14 protein-coding genes are annotated in these 15,139 nt (G+C 63.1%); 6 read left to right on the top strand and 8 right to left on the bottom strand.

The genetic code is table 11. The annotated features are described in order from the left end of the window. The 5 genes from ACMC5O_RS13105 to ACMC5O_RS13085 are packed head-to-tail and all read right to left on the bottom strand — an operon-like array spanning position 1 to position 7,352. On the bottom strand, positions 1-1,548 hold the full coding sequence (locus tag ACMC5O_RS13105; RefSeq protein ID WP_187708414.1) for a lipopolysaccharide biosynthesis protein: 1,548 nt from the start codon (positions 1,546-1,548) through the stop codon (positions 1-3). Continuing rightward, entirely contained in the window at positions 1,545-4,394 is a 2,850-nt protein-coding gene (gene polA / locus ACMC5O_RS13100; RefSeq protein WP_426692984.1) for a DNA polymerase I, read from the bottom strand. Before polA ends, ACMC5O_RS13105 begins: the two co-directional genes overlap by 4 nt. A 44-nt stretch (positions 4,395-4,438) precedes the next feature. After that, on the bottom strand, positions 4,439-4,834 hold the full coding sequence (locus ACMC5O_RS13095; RefSeq protein ID WP_187708415.1) for an MAPEG family protein: 396 nt from the start codon (positions 4,832-4,834) through the stop codon (positions 4,439-4,441). Positions 4,835-4,848: 14 nt separating this feature from the next. Continuing rightward, positions 4,849-6,429 (bottom strand): L-aspartate oxidase, encoded by a 1,581-nt coding sequence (nadB, locus tag ACMC5O_RS13090; protein WP_426692983.1) that lies wholly within the window; start codon positions 6,427-6,429, stop codon positions 4,849-4,851. After that, a complete protein-coding gene (locus ACMC5O_RS13085) occupies positions 6,426-7,352 on the bottom strand; it encodes an ABC transporter ATP-binding protein (protein WP_187708416.1) in 927 nt (308 codons plus the stop codon). Before ACMC5O_RS13085 ends, nadB begins: the two co-directional genes overlap by 4 nt. Before the next feature lie 124 nt (positions 7,353-7,476). Between ACMC5O_RS13085 and ACMC5O_RS13080 the strand changes: the two genes are divergently transcribed. The 5 genes from ACMC5O_RS13080 to ACMC5O_RS13060 all read left to right on the top strand — a co-directional run bounded on the left by ACMC5O_RS13080 (position 7,477) and on the right by ACMC5O_RS13060 (position 10,511). Then, positions 7,477-7,998, top strand: coding sequence for a DUF4402 domain-containing protein (locus tag ACMC5O_RS13080; RefSeq protein WP_187708417.1), 522 nt, complete (start codon positions 7,477-7,479; stop codon positions 7,996-7,998). A gap of 72 nt (positions 7,999-8,070) precedes the next feature. Continuing rightward, positions 8,071-8,289: a zinc-finger domain-containing protein gene (locus ACMC5O_RS13075; protein WP_187708418.1), complete on the top strand. Its 219-nt coding sequence runs from the start codon at positions 8,071-8,073 to the stop codon at positions 8,287-8,289. Between the two features lie 54 nt (positions 8,290-8,343). Further along, positions 8,344-9,777 (top strand): metalloprotease TldD, encoded by a 1,434-nt coding sequence (tldD, locus tag ACMC5O_RS13070; protein WP_426692982.1) that lies wholly within the window; start codon positions 8,344-8,346, stop codon positions 9,775-9,777. Beyond that, entirely contained in the window at positions 9,774-10,310 is a 537-nt protein-coding gene (locus tag ACMC5O_RS13065) for a DUF924 family protein (protein ID WP_187708419.1), read from the top strand. The genes tldD and ACMC5O_RS13065 overlap by 4 nt, the downstream gene beginning before the upstream one ends. After that, entirely contained in the window at positions 10,311-10,511 is a 201-nt protein-coding gene (locus ACMC5O_RS13060) for a DUF2007 domain-containing protein (protein ID WP_426692981.1), read from the top strand. Here the strand turns inward: ACMC5O_RS13060 and ACMC5O_RS13055 are convergent. Genes ACMC5O_RS13055 through ACMC5O_RS13045 form a run of 3 tightly spaced genes read right to left on the bottom strand, consistent with a single transcriptional unit; the run spans position 10,508 to position 14,534 of the window. After that, positions 10,508-10,912, bottom strand: coding sequence for a TIGR01244 family sulfur transferase (locus ACMC5O_RS13055; protein ID WP_187708421.1), 405 nt, complete (start codon positions 10,910-10,912; stop codon positions 10,508-10,510). The two genes, ACMC5O_RS13060 and ACMC5O_RS13055, sit on opposite strands and share 4 nt — an antisense overlap. Then, on the bottom strand, positions 10,893-12,677 hold the full coding sequence (gene recQ / locus ACMC5O_RS13050) for a DNA helicase RecQ (protein ID WP_187708422.1): 1,785 nt from the start codon (positions 12,675-12,677) through the stop codon (positions 10,893-10,895). Before recQ ends, ACMC5O_RS13055 begins: the two co-directional genes overlap by 20 nt. Before the next feature lie 36 nt (positions 12,678-12,713). Further along, on the bottom strand, positions 12,714-14,534 hold the full coding sequence (locus ACMC5O_RS13045; protein ID WP_426692980.1) for an ABCB family ABC transporter ATP-binding protein/permease: 1,821 nt from the start codon (positions 14,532-14,534) through the stop codon (positions 12,714-12,716). A gap of 113 nt (positions 14,535-14,647) precedes the next feature. On the opposite strand from ACMC5O_RS13045, the gene ACMC5O_RS13040 reads away from it, so the two are divergent. After that, a complete protein-coding gene (locus ACMC5O_RS13040; RefSeq protein ID WP_187708423.1) occupies positions 14,648-14,899 on the top strand; it encodes a hypothetical protein in 252 nt (83 codons plus the stop codon). The last annotated feature ends 240 nt before the right edge of the window (positions 14,900-15,139 follow it).

The raw sequence follows: 15,139 nt of genomic DNA, 5'->3' as shown, positions 1-15,139 counted from the left end.
CTAGCGGACGACATCTCCGGTTGTCCCGGGGGCAGGAATCTCAAGTTCCTGCAGCTCTTCGATATCCGCCTTCTTCATTCGGAACAGCTCGCGGTCCTCGGCCTTGAAACCCTTGGTCCACAGGACCGCGCCGAAGGCGAGCAGGATTCCCGGGATGCCGAATATCAACTCGGCCCACTCGGGAAGGAGGGTCGCGAGATACCCGACGATAGTCCCGGCGCCAGCGGCCCAGATCAAGGGCCAGCGCCAGCCATTCACGCGAGCACCGAGAATTCCGCACAGCAGCCGCGACTTGGCGATTGCCGCGAAGCCCAAGGCAAGCATCAGGGCCATGGCAGGACCAGTGGCCTGGAACATCACTGGCCATCCGAGCCAGCGCATCGCGAGGATCAGCACGACGGAGAGCCCCGCCTGGAGCGCCAGCATCGCGAGGCTGATCAGCATGTTGCGGTGCCGTGCTACGTAGATGAGAGCGGCCTCGCTAACCGCCGCCATCGCAGCCACGACTTCTGCGGCAAGAAGGAAAGCCAAGGCGGCGGTACCGGCAACGAATGCCGGTCCGACGAGACCCATTACGGCTTCGCCCGGAATTGCGAGAGCGAGCGCGACACCGAGTTGCGCACCGATCACCCAGAAACCGACCTGCCGCACCTGCTTGGCGACCGCTTCCTTGTCGCCTTCCTTCAGGTTGCGCGCGATGACCGGTCCGAGGATCGGGTCGAAGCTGGTCTTTAGCTTGGCAGGAAGCGAAGCAACGTTCTGCGCGACATAATAGATGCCGACGACCTTCGGCGAAAAAAACAGGCCGAGGACCGCGATGTCGATTCGGCGTGATCCCCACTCCACCGCGTCAGCCGCGGCAACCGGAATATTGCGTCTGGCCATCCGCCAGAGGGTCGCGGGATCCGGCCGCCAGCCGTGCGCGATCCCGTAATTCTTCACGAATGGGATGATCGAAGCGAGCAGGGCGGCGACCATCGACAGGACGTAGGAGATGATCAGGCCGTCGCGCGTCGAAATGAACGCCCAGACGAGCGCCGCGACGCTGATCGTCACGGGTTCAACGATCGCCCTCGCCCGGACCGTCGACGTCACATCGTGGCGATAGGCGAGCGCGGCGAGCATGATGTCCGACCAGGCCAGCGCGATGATCGTGATCGGCAGCAGCCATTCGAGTCCGGTCAGCTCGCTGTTCGGGAACATGGCCTGAGGGAAGACCATCAGTATGCCCATTGCGAACGTGGAACCGACGGCGGCGACCAGCAAGGCGTCCCACGCGATGCATACATGCGGCTTGTCGGTATGAGCGAGTTGCTGCGCGAGACCTCGCTTCAACCCAAGGGTCGCAAGCTGGGCGGCGAACTCGACGATCAGGACCGCATAGGCGAAGCGGCCGAGCGCCTCGGCGCCGTAGATCCGGCCGGCGATGAACAGGAACGGTAGGCGCGCCGCCAGCCGAACGCAGAAGCCGAAAAAGTTGATTCTTCCGCCGCGAGCCAAGGCCGCGAGATCTGCGGGAGGTGCCGAGCCGTTCGGCGCCGTGCTCAATGCGCCGCGCCCCAATGCTCGCCCCAGCCGATCTCGACATCGAGCGGAACGTCGAGCTTGAGAGCCGGCTCCGCCGCAGTTTCCATGACCCGGCGGACCACGGCAGCCGCTTCCTCCTCACGGCCGTCGGGCACCTCGAAAACCAATTCGTCATGAACCTGCAGGAGCATGCGGACTCCGTCGAGGCCGGCCTCGGCCAGCGCACCATCCATCCGCGCCATCGCTCGTTTGATGAGATCGGCGCTGGTGCCCTGGATCGGCGCGTTGATGGCGGCGCGCTCGGCCCCGCCCCGGATCGACGGATTGGGCGAGCGGATGTTCGGATAGAAGTGCGTCTTCCGGCCGAAGAGAGTCTTCGTATAGCCGTTCTGCCGGACGAAATTCAGGGTGTCGTCCATGTAGGCGCGGATGCCCGGGAAACGTTCGAAGTAGCGCGCGATGATCGCCGAGCCTTCTTCCCTCGACACGCCCATTCGCGATGCAAGACCCCACGCTGATACGCCGTAAAGGATGGCAAAATTGACCGTTTTCGCCTTGCCCCTTGTGTCGCGATCGACGGTGCCGAACAGCTCTTCGGCCGTGATGTTGTGGATGTCGTCGCGGTTCTTGAACGCTTCCTTGAGCTGCGGGACGTCGGCCATGTGCGCCGCGATGCGCAGTTCAATCTGGCTATAGTCGGCGCTCATCAGCACATATCCCGGCTCGGCGACGAAGGCGTCGCGGATCTTGCGGCCGAGCTCCGTTCGGATGGGAATGTTCTGCAGGTTCGGATCGTTCGACGACAGTCGCCCGGTCTGTGCGCCGGTCAGGCTGAAGCTGGTGTGGACACGGCCGGTCTCCGGATTGATTTGCGCCTGCAGCGCATCGGTATAAGTCGACCGAAGTTTCGTCAGCTGGCGCCAGTCGAGCACCAAGCGCGCGACGTCGACGCCCTCGCTCGCGAGCCGCTCCAGCTCATTCACGTCCGTCGAATAATGACCGCTCTTGCCCTTGCGACCGCCCTTGAGGCCGAGCCGCTGATAAAGCACATCGCCGAGCTGCTGCGGCGAGCCGATCGTGAACGGCCCCTGCGCCGCTTCGTAGATATTGCCTTCGAGCTTCGTGATCTCTTCCGAGAAAGTCTTGCTGAGCCCCGCTAGATATTCGCGGTCAACCTTCACGCCGCGCCGCTCCATCCGCCCGATGACCGGGATCAAAGGCTGGTCAACACGCTTGTAGACCCGCTCGGCATGCTCGGTGGTCATGCGAGGCTTAAAGCGTTGCCACAGCCGAAGCGCGATGTCCGCATCCTCGCCCGCATATTCGGTCGCTTCCTTCAGTGGCACCTTGTCGAAGGTAATCTGCTTGGCACCCGTCCCGCACAGCGACTTGAAGCTGATGCAGTCATGCTCGAACTGCGACTTGGCGAGGTCGGTGAGGTTGTGGCCAAAGCTCCGGCCTGCATCCAGGTCGAAGCTCATCAGCATCGTGTCGTCGTAAGGCGCGACGTCGATGCCCGCCTTGTCGAACATCACCCAGTCGTACTTGAGATTATGCCCGATCTTCAGCACCGCCCGGTCTTCAAGGAGCGGCTTCAGGCGGTCGAGTACGAGCTGCAGCGGAAGCTGATTCGGCGTTTCCGACAGAAGGTCTCCGCCGACGTGGCCGACCGGAATGTAGCAGGCGCGGTTCGGGGCGGTCGCCAGGCTGATCCCGGCGAACCTGGCGATGATGCAGTCTATGCAGTCGGTCTCGGTATCGACCGCGATATAGCCCTGCGACCGAGCCTCCGCGATCCAGCGATCGAGTGAAGCTTCGTCCGTAACGGTCTCGTACTTAGAGACATCGACCTCGATTTTCTCCGGTGCGTCGGGCTCGGCGATCTTCGACGCCGGTTTGCGGTCGAGTGCCGCTATGACGTCATTGCGAACGGTCGCGCCGGTATTGGGCGAGCCGCCGCCGACCATCCGATTCAAGAGGGTCTTGAAGCCCTGATCCTCGAGGAATTCTCTGAGCGGTTCCGGGGGAATGCCCTTTAGGATCAGATCCTCGAGCGGTTCTGGAAGTGGTGCGTCGCACACCAGCCGCACGAGTTCGCGCGAGAGCCGCGCATTGTCCGCATGCTCGATCAGATTCTGCTTGAGCTTCGGCTTGGCGATTTCTTCGACGCTTGCGAGCACGGCCTCGACGCTGCCGTATTGCTGGATCAGTTGAGTTGCCGTTTTGGGGCCAACGCCCGGAACGCCGGGAACATTGTCGACACTATCGCCCATAAGCGCGAGGACTTCGCCGACCTTCTCAGGCCCCACGCCGAATTTCTCATTGACCGCGGCTTCGTCGATGCGGCGGTCATTCATCGTGTCGAGCATGTCGACGTGCCCGTCCTCAACCAGCTGCATCAGATCCTTGTCGGAGCTGACGATCGTCACCTTCCAACCGGCGTTCTTCGCCGCCATTACGTAGCAGGCGATGATGTCGTCAGCCTCGAGCCCGGCCTTTTCGATGCAAGGGATGGAGAAGGCGCGCGTCGCCACACGGATGAGCGGGAACTGCGGGACCAAATCTTCGGGCGGCGGCGGCCGGTGCGCCTTGTACTGGTCGTACATCTCGTTGCGGTGCGTATGCTCCGACGCATCGAGAATGACGGCCATGTGGGTCGGGCCCTCGGCCTGCTTCAGCCCGTCAGCGAGCTTCCACAGCATGGCCGTGTAGCCATAGACCGCCCCGACATTCATCCCGTGCCGGTTCGTCAGCGGCGGGAGCCGGTGATAGGCGCGGAAGATGTAGCTCGACCCGTCGACAAGGTAGAGGTGGTTGGTCACCTTCGCTTCGGTCGTGGGCGCTTCGGCGGTTTCTACGTCGGACATGAGCGGGCGGGTTTAGCAGGGTGTCGGACGGATGCCAGCGGCGGCTAGCCGAACAACAACGGCTTCAGCACCATGCAAAGGCCGATGAGGCTGATCACGAAAGTGATCGTCCGCACCACCGGCACGCCAAAGCCGTAGAGCGGAAGATAAATAATGCGCGCTCCAAGCCATATCCACCCGCCAAGAGCGGTCCACGAATTCGTGCGATCCGCAAGAACGACACCCAGCAGAGCCACAATCGCGATCGGGAAGGTTTCCTGGAAATTCGCCTGAGCGCGGGCGAGCCGTCCGGCGACGGGATTGAGCGCCGGAAGTGCCTCGTCGCGAGCGCCTACGTTCCAGTTTCGGCCGTACTGCTTCGTCTTGAGGTGAACCGCGGCGAAAATGTGAACCAGGAGCAGAAGCGCTCCGAACGCGGCGATCTTGAGTTCGACTGGCATTCCCGGCTCCTCTTCTATGGGACCAGAACGGTGTCCTTCGCCTCGGCGGCCATCTTCGGATAATCGAGCGTGTAGTGAAGGCCGCGGCTTTCGTGACGCGAGAGCGCGCTTCGGATGATCAGGTCCGCGACCTCGACCAGGTTACGCAACTCGATCAAGTCCGGCGTGACGCGGAAATGCCTGTAGTAGTCGGCGACCTCCTGGCGAAGCAGGTCGATGCGGTGCTTGGCCCGTTCGAGCCGCTTGGTCGTCCGGACGATGCCGACATAGTTCCACATAAAGCGGCGAATCTCGCCCCAGGTCTGGGTGATCACGACTTCCTCGTCGCTGTCGGTGACTCGGCTTTCGTCCCAACCGCGAACCTCCGGGACATCGGTCAGCGCGTCCCAATTGCCGAGGATATGGTGTGCGGCGGACTCACCGAACACGAGGCATTCGAGTAGGCTGTTCGAAGCCAGGCGATTGGCGCCGTGAAGGCCGGACTGAGTGACCTCGCCAGCTGCATAGAGCCCAGGCGCATCGGTACAGCCATGCAGGTCAACGACCACGCCGCCGCAGGTGTAATGCTGGGCCGGAACGACCGGAATCGGCTCCTTCGTGATGTCGATGCCCAGGCCAATCAGCTTCTCGTAGATGTTCGGAAAATGCTCGCGGACGAAATCCGGGTCGCGGTGGGAGATGTCGAGGTGCACATAGTCGAGACCAAGCCGCTTGATCTCGTGGTCGATCGCGCGGGCCACAATGTCGCGAGGCGCAAGCTCGGCACGCTCGTCGAAGCGCGGCATGAAGCGCTCGCCGGTGCCGGGTATCTTGAGCTGACCGCCCTCGCCCCGAACCGCCTCGGTGATGAGGAAGTTCTTGACCTGCAAATTGTAGAGGCAGGTCGGGTGGAATTGCATGAACTCCATGTTGGAGATCCGGCATCCCGCCCGCCAAGCCATGGCGATACCGTCGCCGGTCGCACCGCGCGGCGCGGTCGAGAACAGATAGGCGCGGCCCGCTCCGCCCGTCGCGAGGACGGTCGCTCGCGCGGTCAGCGCCTCGACCCGCTTCTTCGCGCGATTGTAGGCGTACAGGCCGTGGACCGCTCCGCTGGTCGAGAAGTTGGTCGCGTGCCGGCCGGTGATCAGGTCGACGGCGACCATGTCGGGGATGAGCGTGATGTTCGGATGCCTGAGCGCGGCGGTTTCCAGCGCCTGCTGGACCGCGGCTCCGGTCGCATCGGCGACGTGGACGATGCGGCGAAAACTGTGTCCACCCTCGCGGGTCAGGTGAAGGCCGCCGCCTTCCGTCGCGAAGGGGACACCCAGTTCGATCAGGCGAGCGATGGCGCGCGGTGCAGATTCGACGACATGCTCGACAACCTTGCGGTCATTGAGACCGGCGCCCGCAATCATCGTGTCGTTAATATGCGATTCGAAGCTGTCGCCCTCTTCCAGGACCGCGGCGATTCCGCCCTGCGCCCAGCCGGTGGCCCCCTCGCCGAGCGCGCCTTTCGCAATGACGGCAACCTTACGGTCTTCGGCTAGGTTGAGAGCGGCGGTCAGCCCGGCCGCCCCGGACCCGACGACCAATACGTCCGCAGTGGCTTTCATGCCGCCTTTTCGCTCACCAGACTGAGGAACACGTCTTCGAGATCGGGGTCGCGGGTCCGAACGTCGACGATAGAGAAGCCTTCGCGCTGGACGGCCGCGAGGACGTCGCCCGCATTGCACTTGTCCTTGCGATAGGTGATCTCGATCGTTCGTTCGTCCAGCAGTCGGATATTCTCGAAACAGGAGTGGCTCGGGACCGAGCCAAGGTCCTGGTCGAAGGTGACCACCACCGCCTTTTCCTGCGCCTTCGCCACCAAGGTCCGCGTCGGCTCGTTCGCGACGACTTTCCCGTGGTTGATGATCGCGATGCGATCGCAGAGTTCCTCGGCCTCTTCGAGGTAATGGGTGGTGAGTACAACGGTGACGCCCTGAGCATTCAGTTCGCGAACATAAGCCCACAGCTGTCGGCGGAGCTCGATGTCGACACCAGCGGTCGGCTCGTCGAGGACGAGGATCGGCGGCGAATGGACCATCGCCTTGGCAACCAACAGCCGTCTCTTCATCCCGCCCGACAAGGTACGCGAATATGCGTCGGCCTTGTCGGTCAGATGCATCGCCGCGAGCAGTTCGTCAGTTTTCCGCTGCTCCGGTGGAATTCCGTAAAGGCCCGCCTGAATCTCCAGCGCCTCCTTCGGAGTGAAGAAGGGATCGAATAGGATCTCCTGCGGGACGATCCCGATCGAGCGCTTCGCATTGCGCGGATGCTCGTCGATGTCGAAGCCCCAGATGCGGACTTTGCCGGCGCTCTTCACGACGAGGCCCGCGAGGATGTTGATCAGAGTCGATTTTCCGGCGCCGTTGGGTCCGAGCAATCCGAAAATCTGCCCCTGCGGGACGTCGAAACTGACATCGTCGAGCGCGAGCTTTCCGCCCGCATAGGTCTTGGAGACGGAGTCGATCCGAATGGCGGCAGGCGTTTCCATCACAGGTTCGCATAGCGGCCAGCGCGGCCCGCGGACAAGCTGAGCAAAATAAAACAGGTAAATGCGGCGTTTACTGTACCTGTCAGACGCCTGTTGAGGGGAAAAGGTTACTGCGGTCTTTGCGATGGGTCCGGTACGTCTCTTCACCTTGCTTGCTGCAGGGCTGCTTTCGATCATGACGGCGGCGCCGGCTTTTGCTGCGCCGAAGGCCGCCGCCCCGCCTGCCAAGGCGAGCGCCGATATCCGCCGCGCGGCACAGGTCCGATTGCTCAACGATCTGAACTTCGGTGCCCTCACCGTGACCACTGCCGGCACCGCGGTCATGAACCCGAGCACGGACGTCCTGACGACCACCGGCGGCGTAGTGAGCGTCGGAGGGAATCCCTACTCGGCCCTGTTCGAGAGCGTCTCTCCGGTGAAGGGCGTCGTGATCGTCCGCATCCCAAACAAGCCCATCACGCTCATCAGGGTTGGCGGCACCGAGACAATGACCGTCTCGACATGGACGATCAATGGCAGCAACAGCCGCACGGTCAACGCCAAGGAGCCGTTCACATTCAAGGTCGGCGGGACGCTGAACGTCAACGCCAACCAGGTGGAAGGGCTCTATGTCGGAACGTTTACCGTAGACGTTCAATACCCCTAGCCCGCCAAGAGATTTAAGATTGCGGCAACCCTTCGCATTGAAGCCGCAACCCGCGATTGCTACCGGGAGCCCATGGAACAGTCCGCCAAGGCCGCCAACGCGCTTCCACCGCCGGAAGTCTACAAAGTGAAGACCCTGCAGGTCGCCTGCGACGGATCGGGCGAAGTCTCGCCGGCACTCGGTCATCCGCGCGTGTTCCTTCGAATGGAGCCCGACCTCGGCTTCGTCGAGTGTGGTTATTGCGACCGGCGATTCGTCCTCGAGGGCGGTCCCGCCGACAAGCAGGCCTAAGGCCCAAAACCCGACCGGGGTGGCAGGAACCTCCGCGACGTCTATATCTGCCCAATGTCCCTAATCACCGATCCGCGCCGATTCCTTTATCGCGATGGAGCGCTGGATCCGGACGACGCCAAGAACCTGGTCGCAAAGCATCTCGCCCATTGCGACGACGGCGAACTGTACCTCCAATATTCGGCAAGCGAGGCGTTCGGTTTCGACGACGGTCGATTGAAGACGGCTGATTACCACACGGCCTCAGGGTTCGGACTCCGCGGCGTTTCTGGCGAAACGACCGCATTTGCGCATGCCAATGAAATCAGCGCCGCCGCTGTCGATCGAGCGGCAGCAACACTGAAGTTGCTCGATCCCGCGAAGGGCCCGCCGGCCCAGCCGCCGCTGCGCACGAACCAGGCGATGTACACGGCGGACGACCCGCTCGGCGTCATCCCGTTCGCGGAGAAAGTGGCGCTATGCCAGAAGATCGACGCAGCGGCGCGAGCGCGCGATCCGCGCGTTGCGCAGGTCGCCGTTTCACTCGCCGCCAGCTGGAGCGTCATCGACATCGTCCGCTCGGACGGCTTCGTGGGAAGCGACGTGAGGCCTTTGGTGAGGCTCAACGTTCAGATCGTCGCGCAAAACGGCGATCGCCGTGAAACAGGGTTTCACGGCATGGGCGGCCGCTATCTTTACGGTCGGCTGTTTGAGGAATCCGAATGGCAGCGCGCAATCGACGTCGCGCTGGCGCAGGCCCTGGTCAATCTCGAGTCCGTCGCAGCCCCCGCTGGCGAAATGCCGGTCGTGCTCGGCCCCGGCTGGCCCGGCGTTCTGCTGCACGAGGCGGTCGGCCATGGCCTTGAAGGCGACTTCAACCGCAAGGGGACGTCCGCCTTCTCCGGTCGAATCGGCGAGCGCGTTGCCGCACCCGGGGTCACGGTCATCGACGACGGGTCGATCGGCCAGCGCCGCGGATCGCTCACGATCGACGACGAAGGCACTCCGACGCGCCGCAACGTCCTGATCGAAGACGGAATCCTGAAGGGCTACATCCAGGACCGGCTGAATGCCCGGCTGATGGGCGTCGAGCCAACTGGCAATGGCCGGCGCGAAAGCTTCGCGCATTCACCGATGCCACGCATGACCAACACTTTTATGCTGGGCGGCAACGATAATCCCGGTGAGCTGGTCGAGCGGGTGAAAGACGGGATCTACGCTAAGAGCTTCGGGGGCGGGCAGGTGGATATCACGAGCGGCAAGTTCGTCTTCTCCTGCACCGAAGCCTATCGAATCCGCGGAGGTAAGATCGCCGAGCCGATCAAGGGTGCGACATTGATCGGTGACGGGCCGACAGTTCTCACCCGGATCAAGGGCATCGGCAACGACATGGAGCTGGATGAAGGCATCGGTATCTGCGGCAAGGGCGGACAGTCCGTGCCTGCCGGTGTGGGCCAGCCAACCCTGCTGATCGACGGCCTGACCGTCGGAGGCACCGCAACCGCGTGACTGACTGGCGCCGGGACGTTCTGACATACTGGTTCGGGCTCGACCCGAAGCAGTGGTGGCGCAGTGAGCCGGAAGTCGACGACGAAATCCGCCAACGCTTTTCGAAACTGTGGGCTGAGAAGAGACAGCTGCCGGTCGATGCGTTTCTCGAGGATTCTCTGACGGCGCTCGCGGCCATCGTCCTCTTCGATCAGTTTCCGCGCAACATGTTCCGCGACTCGGCAGAACAGTTTGCGACTGATCATCTCGCGCTCGCCATTGCGAAGTCGGCGGTCGATCGCGGCTTCGACGACAACTTGCAGCGGCAGGAACGGGGCTTCCTCTACATGCCGTTCCAGCACAGCGAGGTGCTCGCCGACCAGAATTGGTCGGTGCAGCTCTTCACTGCGCTAGGCGACGACTATCAGCTCGGTTTCGCGAAGAAACATCACGACCTGATCGAGCGCTTCGGCCGTTTTCCGCACCGCAATGCGATCCTCGGGCGTGCTCCGCGCCCGGATGAAGTCGCCGCGGGCAATGTCGTTCCCTGGTGAATGAGCCTCGTCGAGCTCGCCCGGTTCGATAATCGCGTCGAGGCGGATCTCGCACGGTTGAACCTCGAGGCCGAGGGAATCGACGCTGTGCTGTTCGACACCGACATGCATGGGTTCGGCTGGGGGCCGATCATGCCAATCCGGCTGATGGTTCTCGAAGAAGATTTGGCCGACGCCCGCCGGCTCCTTCCAACGCTTTAGAGCAGATGCGCGATCGGCGTCGGGTCGACGCCGACGTCCGAGAGGTGCCGTTCGATGTCTCCGCGCGACATGCCTTCATCGTTCTTTGCCAATGCCCATGCGAGAGATGAGCGCGTGCCAGTCCGGCAGAACGCGAATACCTTCCCTTTGGCGGCCTTGATTGCGTCCTGCATGGCTTGAGCGTCTGCGGGACCGATTCCGCGGATGATCGGGATCGCACGATATTCGATGCCGGCCGCCCGGGCGGCCTTCTCGATGTCCATGCCGAGCGGCTGATCAGGTTCCTCTCCATCGGGACGATTGTTGACCAGCATGGTGACACCCTCGCCGACCAGCGCGGCGACGTCTTCGGGCCTAATCTGACCACTCACCAAAACCTTTTCATCCAGCTGGCGCGACATCCGGTTCTTCCTCTTTGGCCGCAAGCGCGGCGAGCATGGCTTCCCCGTAGCGGGCAAGCTTCGCTGCACCAACTCCCTGGACCGTTCCAAGTTCTGCGAGGCTCCGCGGTCGGGTCGCGGCGATCTCACGCAGGGTCGAATCGTGGAAGATCACATAAGGCGGAACGCCCGCATCTGATGCGAGCTGCCGGCGAACCTCCCGCAAGGCGTCGAACATCGGGTCGGCGGGTCCCTCGTGGCGGCGTCTGGACGTCCGCTTGCGCGGTGCCGGCAACGTGATCGTCAGCTCCTGCTCACCCTTCAGGATCGGCTTCGCACCGGGCCCGAAGCTCAGGCCGCCATAGGCATCGGCACGCAAGGCGTCGCGAGCGATCAACGCCCGGGCGACCGGCCGGACCAGGGCCAGTTCTTCGGAATTGGCGATCCCAAAAACCGAGAGGCGATCGTGGCCGAAGCTGCGCACCTTCTCATTGTCGTTGCCTGCCAGCACGTCCGCGAGGTGCGCGACGCCGAAGCGCATTTCGGTCCGGAACGCCGCGGAGAGCAATTTGCGAGCGACCTCGGTGGCGTCGATCGTCTTGGGCGGGTCGAGGCAATTGTCGCAATTGCCGCAGGTTTCGGGCGGGTCCTCGCCGAAATGACGCAACAGTACGGCGCGCCTGCAGCCCGGCGTTTCCACGAAGGCCGCGAGCGCATTGAGACGTTCACGCTCGGCGGGCCGCCGAACCGGCTCGACTTCCTGCTCGATGCGGCTGCGGGCTCGCGCGAAGTCCTCGGCGCCCCAGAAGAGCCAAGCCTCTGCCGGCTCGCCGTCGCGGCCGGCGCGGCCGGTTTCCTGGTAATAAGCTTCGATCGATTTCGGGATCCCGGCATGGGCGACGAAGCGCACGTCCGGCTTGTCGATCCCCATTCCGAACGCAACGGTCGCCGCGATCACCATTTCCTCGGACTCGACGAATGCTGCCTGATTACGGGCCCTAATCGGTGCTTCGAGACCGGCATGGTAGGTCACCGCCGGCCTTCCGCTTCCCGCGAGTTGTTCGGCGATCCGCTCTGATTTGTCGCGGCTCGGCGCGTAGACGATACCTGAGCCCGGCTGGCCGGCAAGCAGCGTCTTAAGCTGGGCATTCAGCCCGTCGCGCGGGCGGACGTGATAGCGGATGTTGGGCCGGTCGAAGCCGGCGAGAATCAATCCTTCCTCCGGAATGCCGAGTTGAGCCAAGATGTCGGCGCGGGTGCGCTGGTCGGCGGTTGCCGTCAGCGCGAGCCGGGGCACGTCCGGATTGTCATCGAGCAGCGGCTTCAGCAGGCGATAGTCGGGACGAAAGTCGTGTCCCCATTCGCTCACGCAATGCGCTTCGTCGATCGCGATTAACGACAGGTTCGTGCGGCTAATGAGGCGACGAAAAGCTTCGCCGGTCGCCCGCTCCGGCGCGATGTAGAGCAGGTCGAGCTCGCCCGACTTGAAGCGCTGGACCGTCTGTTCCCGGTCGGCATCCGCCGAGGTCAGCGACGCGGCGCGAAGCCCAATCGCGTCGGCGCTCCGGATCTGGTCGTGCATAAGCGCGATCAGCGGCGAGATGACAAGCGCGGCGCCTTCGCGGGCGATGGCGGGCAGCTGGTAGCAGAGCGACTTGCCCGCTCCCGTGGGCATCACCGCGAGCGTGTGCCGGCCGGCAAGCACTCGGTCGACGACGTCTTCCTGGACCCCGCGGAAATGGTCGAAGCCGAAGACTGTGTGGAGGATTTCGGGAACGCTACTCACGCCCCGTCCATAGCGTGCGGGACGAGCTTGTCGAAACTACTCGGCGGCTTCCGCGGCTTCTTCGAGGACGCGCTCGGCCGCCTGGCGATACCAGAGATCGGCGTAAAGGCCGCCGCGATCGAGCAGCTCCTCGTGGGTGCCGAGCTCCGCCACATTCCCGTCCTCCAGCACGGCAATGCGATCGGCTCCGACCACGGTCGAGAGACGGTGCGCGATGATGATGGTCGTGCGGTTGCGGGCGATCCGCTCAAGCGTCTCCTGAATCGCCTGCTCGGTGCGACTGTCGAGCGCGCTGGTCGCTTCGTCCAGCACGAGGATCGGGGGATTCTTGAGGAGAGTTCGGGCGATTGCGACGCGCTGCTTCTCGCCGCCGGACAACTTGAGACCACGCTCGCCGACCATCGATTGATAGCCTTGCGGAAGCGAGTTTACGAAATCGTGGATGGCGGCGCCTTTGGCCGCTCCTTCGATCTCGTCCTCGGACGCTTCGGCGCGACCGTAGGCAATGTTGTAGCCGATCGTGTCGTTGAACAGGACCGTGTCCTGAGGGACGATTCCGATCGCGGAACGGAGCGAGCGCTGCGCGACCTCGGCAATGGGTTGTCCGTCGATGAGGATGCGCCCGGCGGTCGGATCATAGAAGCGGTACATCAGACGGGCGAGGGTCGACTTTCCCGCTCCCGAAGGCCCGACGACCGCGAGGCTCGTCCCGGCGGGAATGTCGAGATCGATGCCCTTCAGGATCTCGCGGCCCGGCTCGTACCCGAAGCGCACGCCTTCGAACCGAACGTTGCCGCGCTTCACTTCAAGGGCAGGCGCGTCCGCAGCATCGACGACCTCGGCGGGCGTATCGAGCAATCCGAACATCGCCTCCATGTCGATCAGGCCCTGCCGGATCGAGCGATAAACCCAGCCGAGCATGTCCAGCGGCCGGAAAAGCTGCATCAGAAGCGAGTTCACGAGCACTACGTCGCCAGGCGTGAATTGGCCGCGGCTCCAACCCCAGACCGTAAAGATCATGGCGCCGGCCATCATCAGATTGGTGATGAAGGACTGGCCGATGTTGAGCCACGCGAGCGACGTTTCGTTTCGAACGGCGGCGTTCGTGAAGGCGCCGATCGCCTCGTCGTAGCGCTTCGCCTCGCGCTCCTCCGCACCGAAATATTTGACGGTCTCGTAGTTGAGCAGGGAATCGACCGCGCGCCCGATCGCCTTGTTGTCGACTTCGTTCATGTCGCGCTGGATCTGTGCGCGCCAGTCCGTGACCTTGCGCGTGAAGGCTATGTAGATCGCCACCATCACAAGGGTAGCGGCGACGAGCCCTCCGCCGAATTTGACGAAGAAGATGGCGCAAATCGCGACCAGCTCGATGATCGTCGGGGCGATGTTGAAGAGGAGGAAGTAGAGCATCATGTCGATGCTCTTTGTCCCGCGCTCGACGATCTTGGTCAGCGAGCCGGTCCGGCGTTCCAGGTGAAATCTCAGACTGAGGTCGTGGATGTGGCGGAACACCTGGCCCGATAGCCGCCGGGCGGCCCCCTGACCGACCTTCTCGAACAAGGCGTTGCGGAGATTGTCGGCGAGGACTCCCGCGAAGCGAGCAGTCGCATAGGCAGCGACCAATCCGGTCACGACGCCGGCGGCCACCGCGGGACCCGACATGCGGTCGATAACCGCCTTGTAGGCAAAGGGCATGACCAGCACGGCTGCCTTGCCTGCAAGGACGAGGACCACCGCGGCGATTACCCTCGCCTTCAGCTCCGTCTGACCCTTAGGCCAAAGCATCGGGAGGAAGCGCACGAGGGTGTGGAAACCACCCTTTGCTTTCTCCTGATGCTGTCCCTCTGCCGATGCCATCCGGGCCTAGGTAGGAGTGCGTATGGCCCGCGGCAAATGACGTATGCGAAACAAGTGGAACTGGAGTGGGATTCGGCTGTTTTGCGGACAAGTTCTCGAGCGGGTTTTTCCAAATGGAACCAGTCTATTACGTCATCGCGATCCTGGGCTGCTCCGACGGCTCGGCACAGTGCACGCCAGTGGCGACGATGCCGACGCATTATTCGTCCCATGAAGCCTGCTCCGCCGGCACTCAGCAAGCGCTTTTGACGAACAACGAGTTCGATTTTCCGACGCTCGTAGCCGAGTGCCGGGCGACTGATCCGCGGACCATCGCCGCCAAGGACTCTTCGGACAAGGCACCGGCGAACTCACTTCGCGGCTGAGCTTTCCCTCATGGCCTAATCTTGGCCCAATCCAATTGGGAAAATCTCCCAACAGTCAGCGCGAATTGCGCCAACTGCTAGCCAAGCAGCCACTCTCTTCTACTGAAAAACAAAGATAATTTCGAATTGGCACGCTCCCTGCATTGTTAGCGGCGTGGGGCTCACGTCGAGCCGCACATCAAAAAGGGAGACTGAAATGTTTGCTCTGACTTCTGCTCGCGACACCGCCACTGCCTTCGC

The organism is Sphingomonas sediminicola (assembly GCF_049991885.1).
In the GTDB taxonomy this organism is placed as follows: Bacteria; Pseudomonadota; Alphaproteobacteria; order Sphingomonadales; family Sphingomonadaceae; genus Sphingomicrobium; species Sphingomicrobium sediminicola.
Note: the sequence above shows the minus strand (reverse complement) of the source record. Positions and strands in the feature narration are given on the sequence as shown.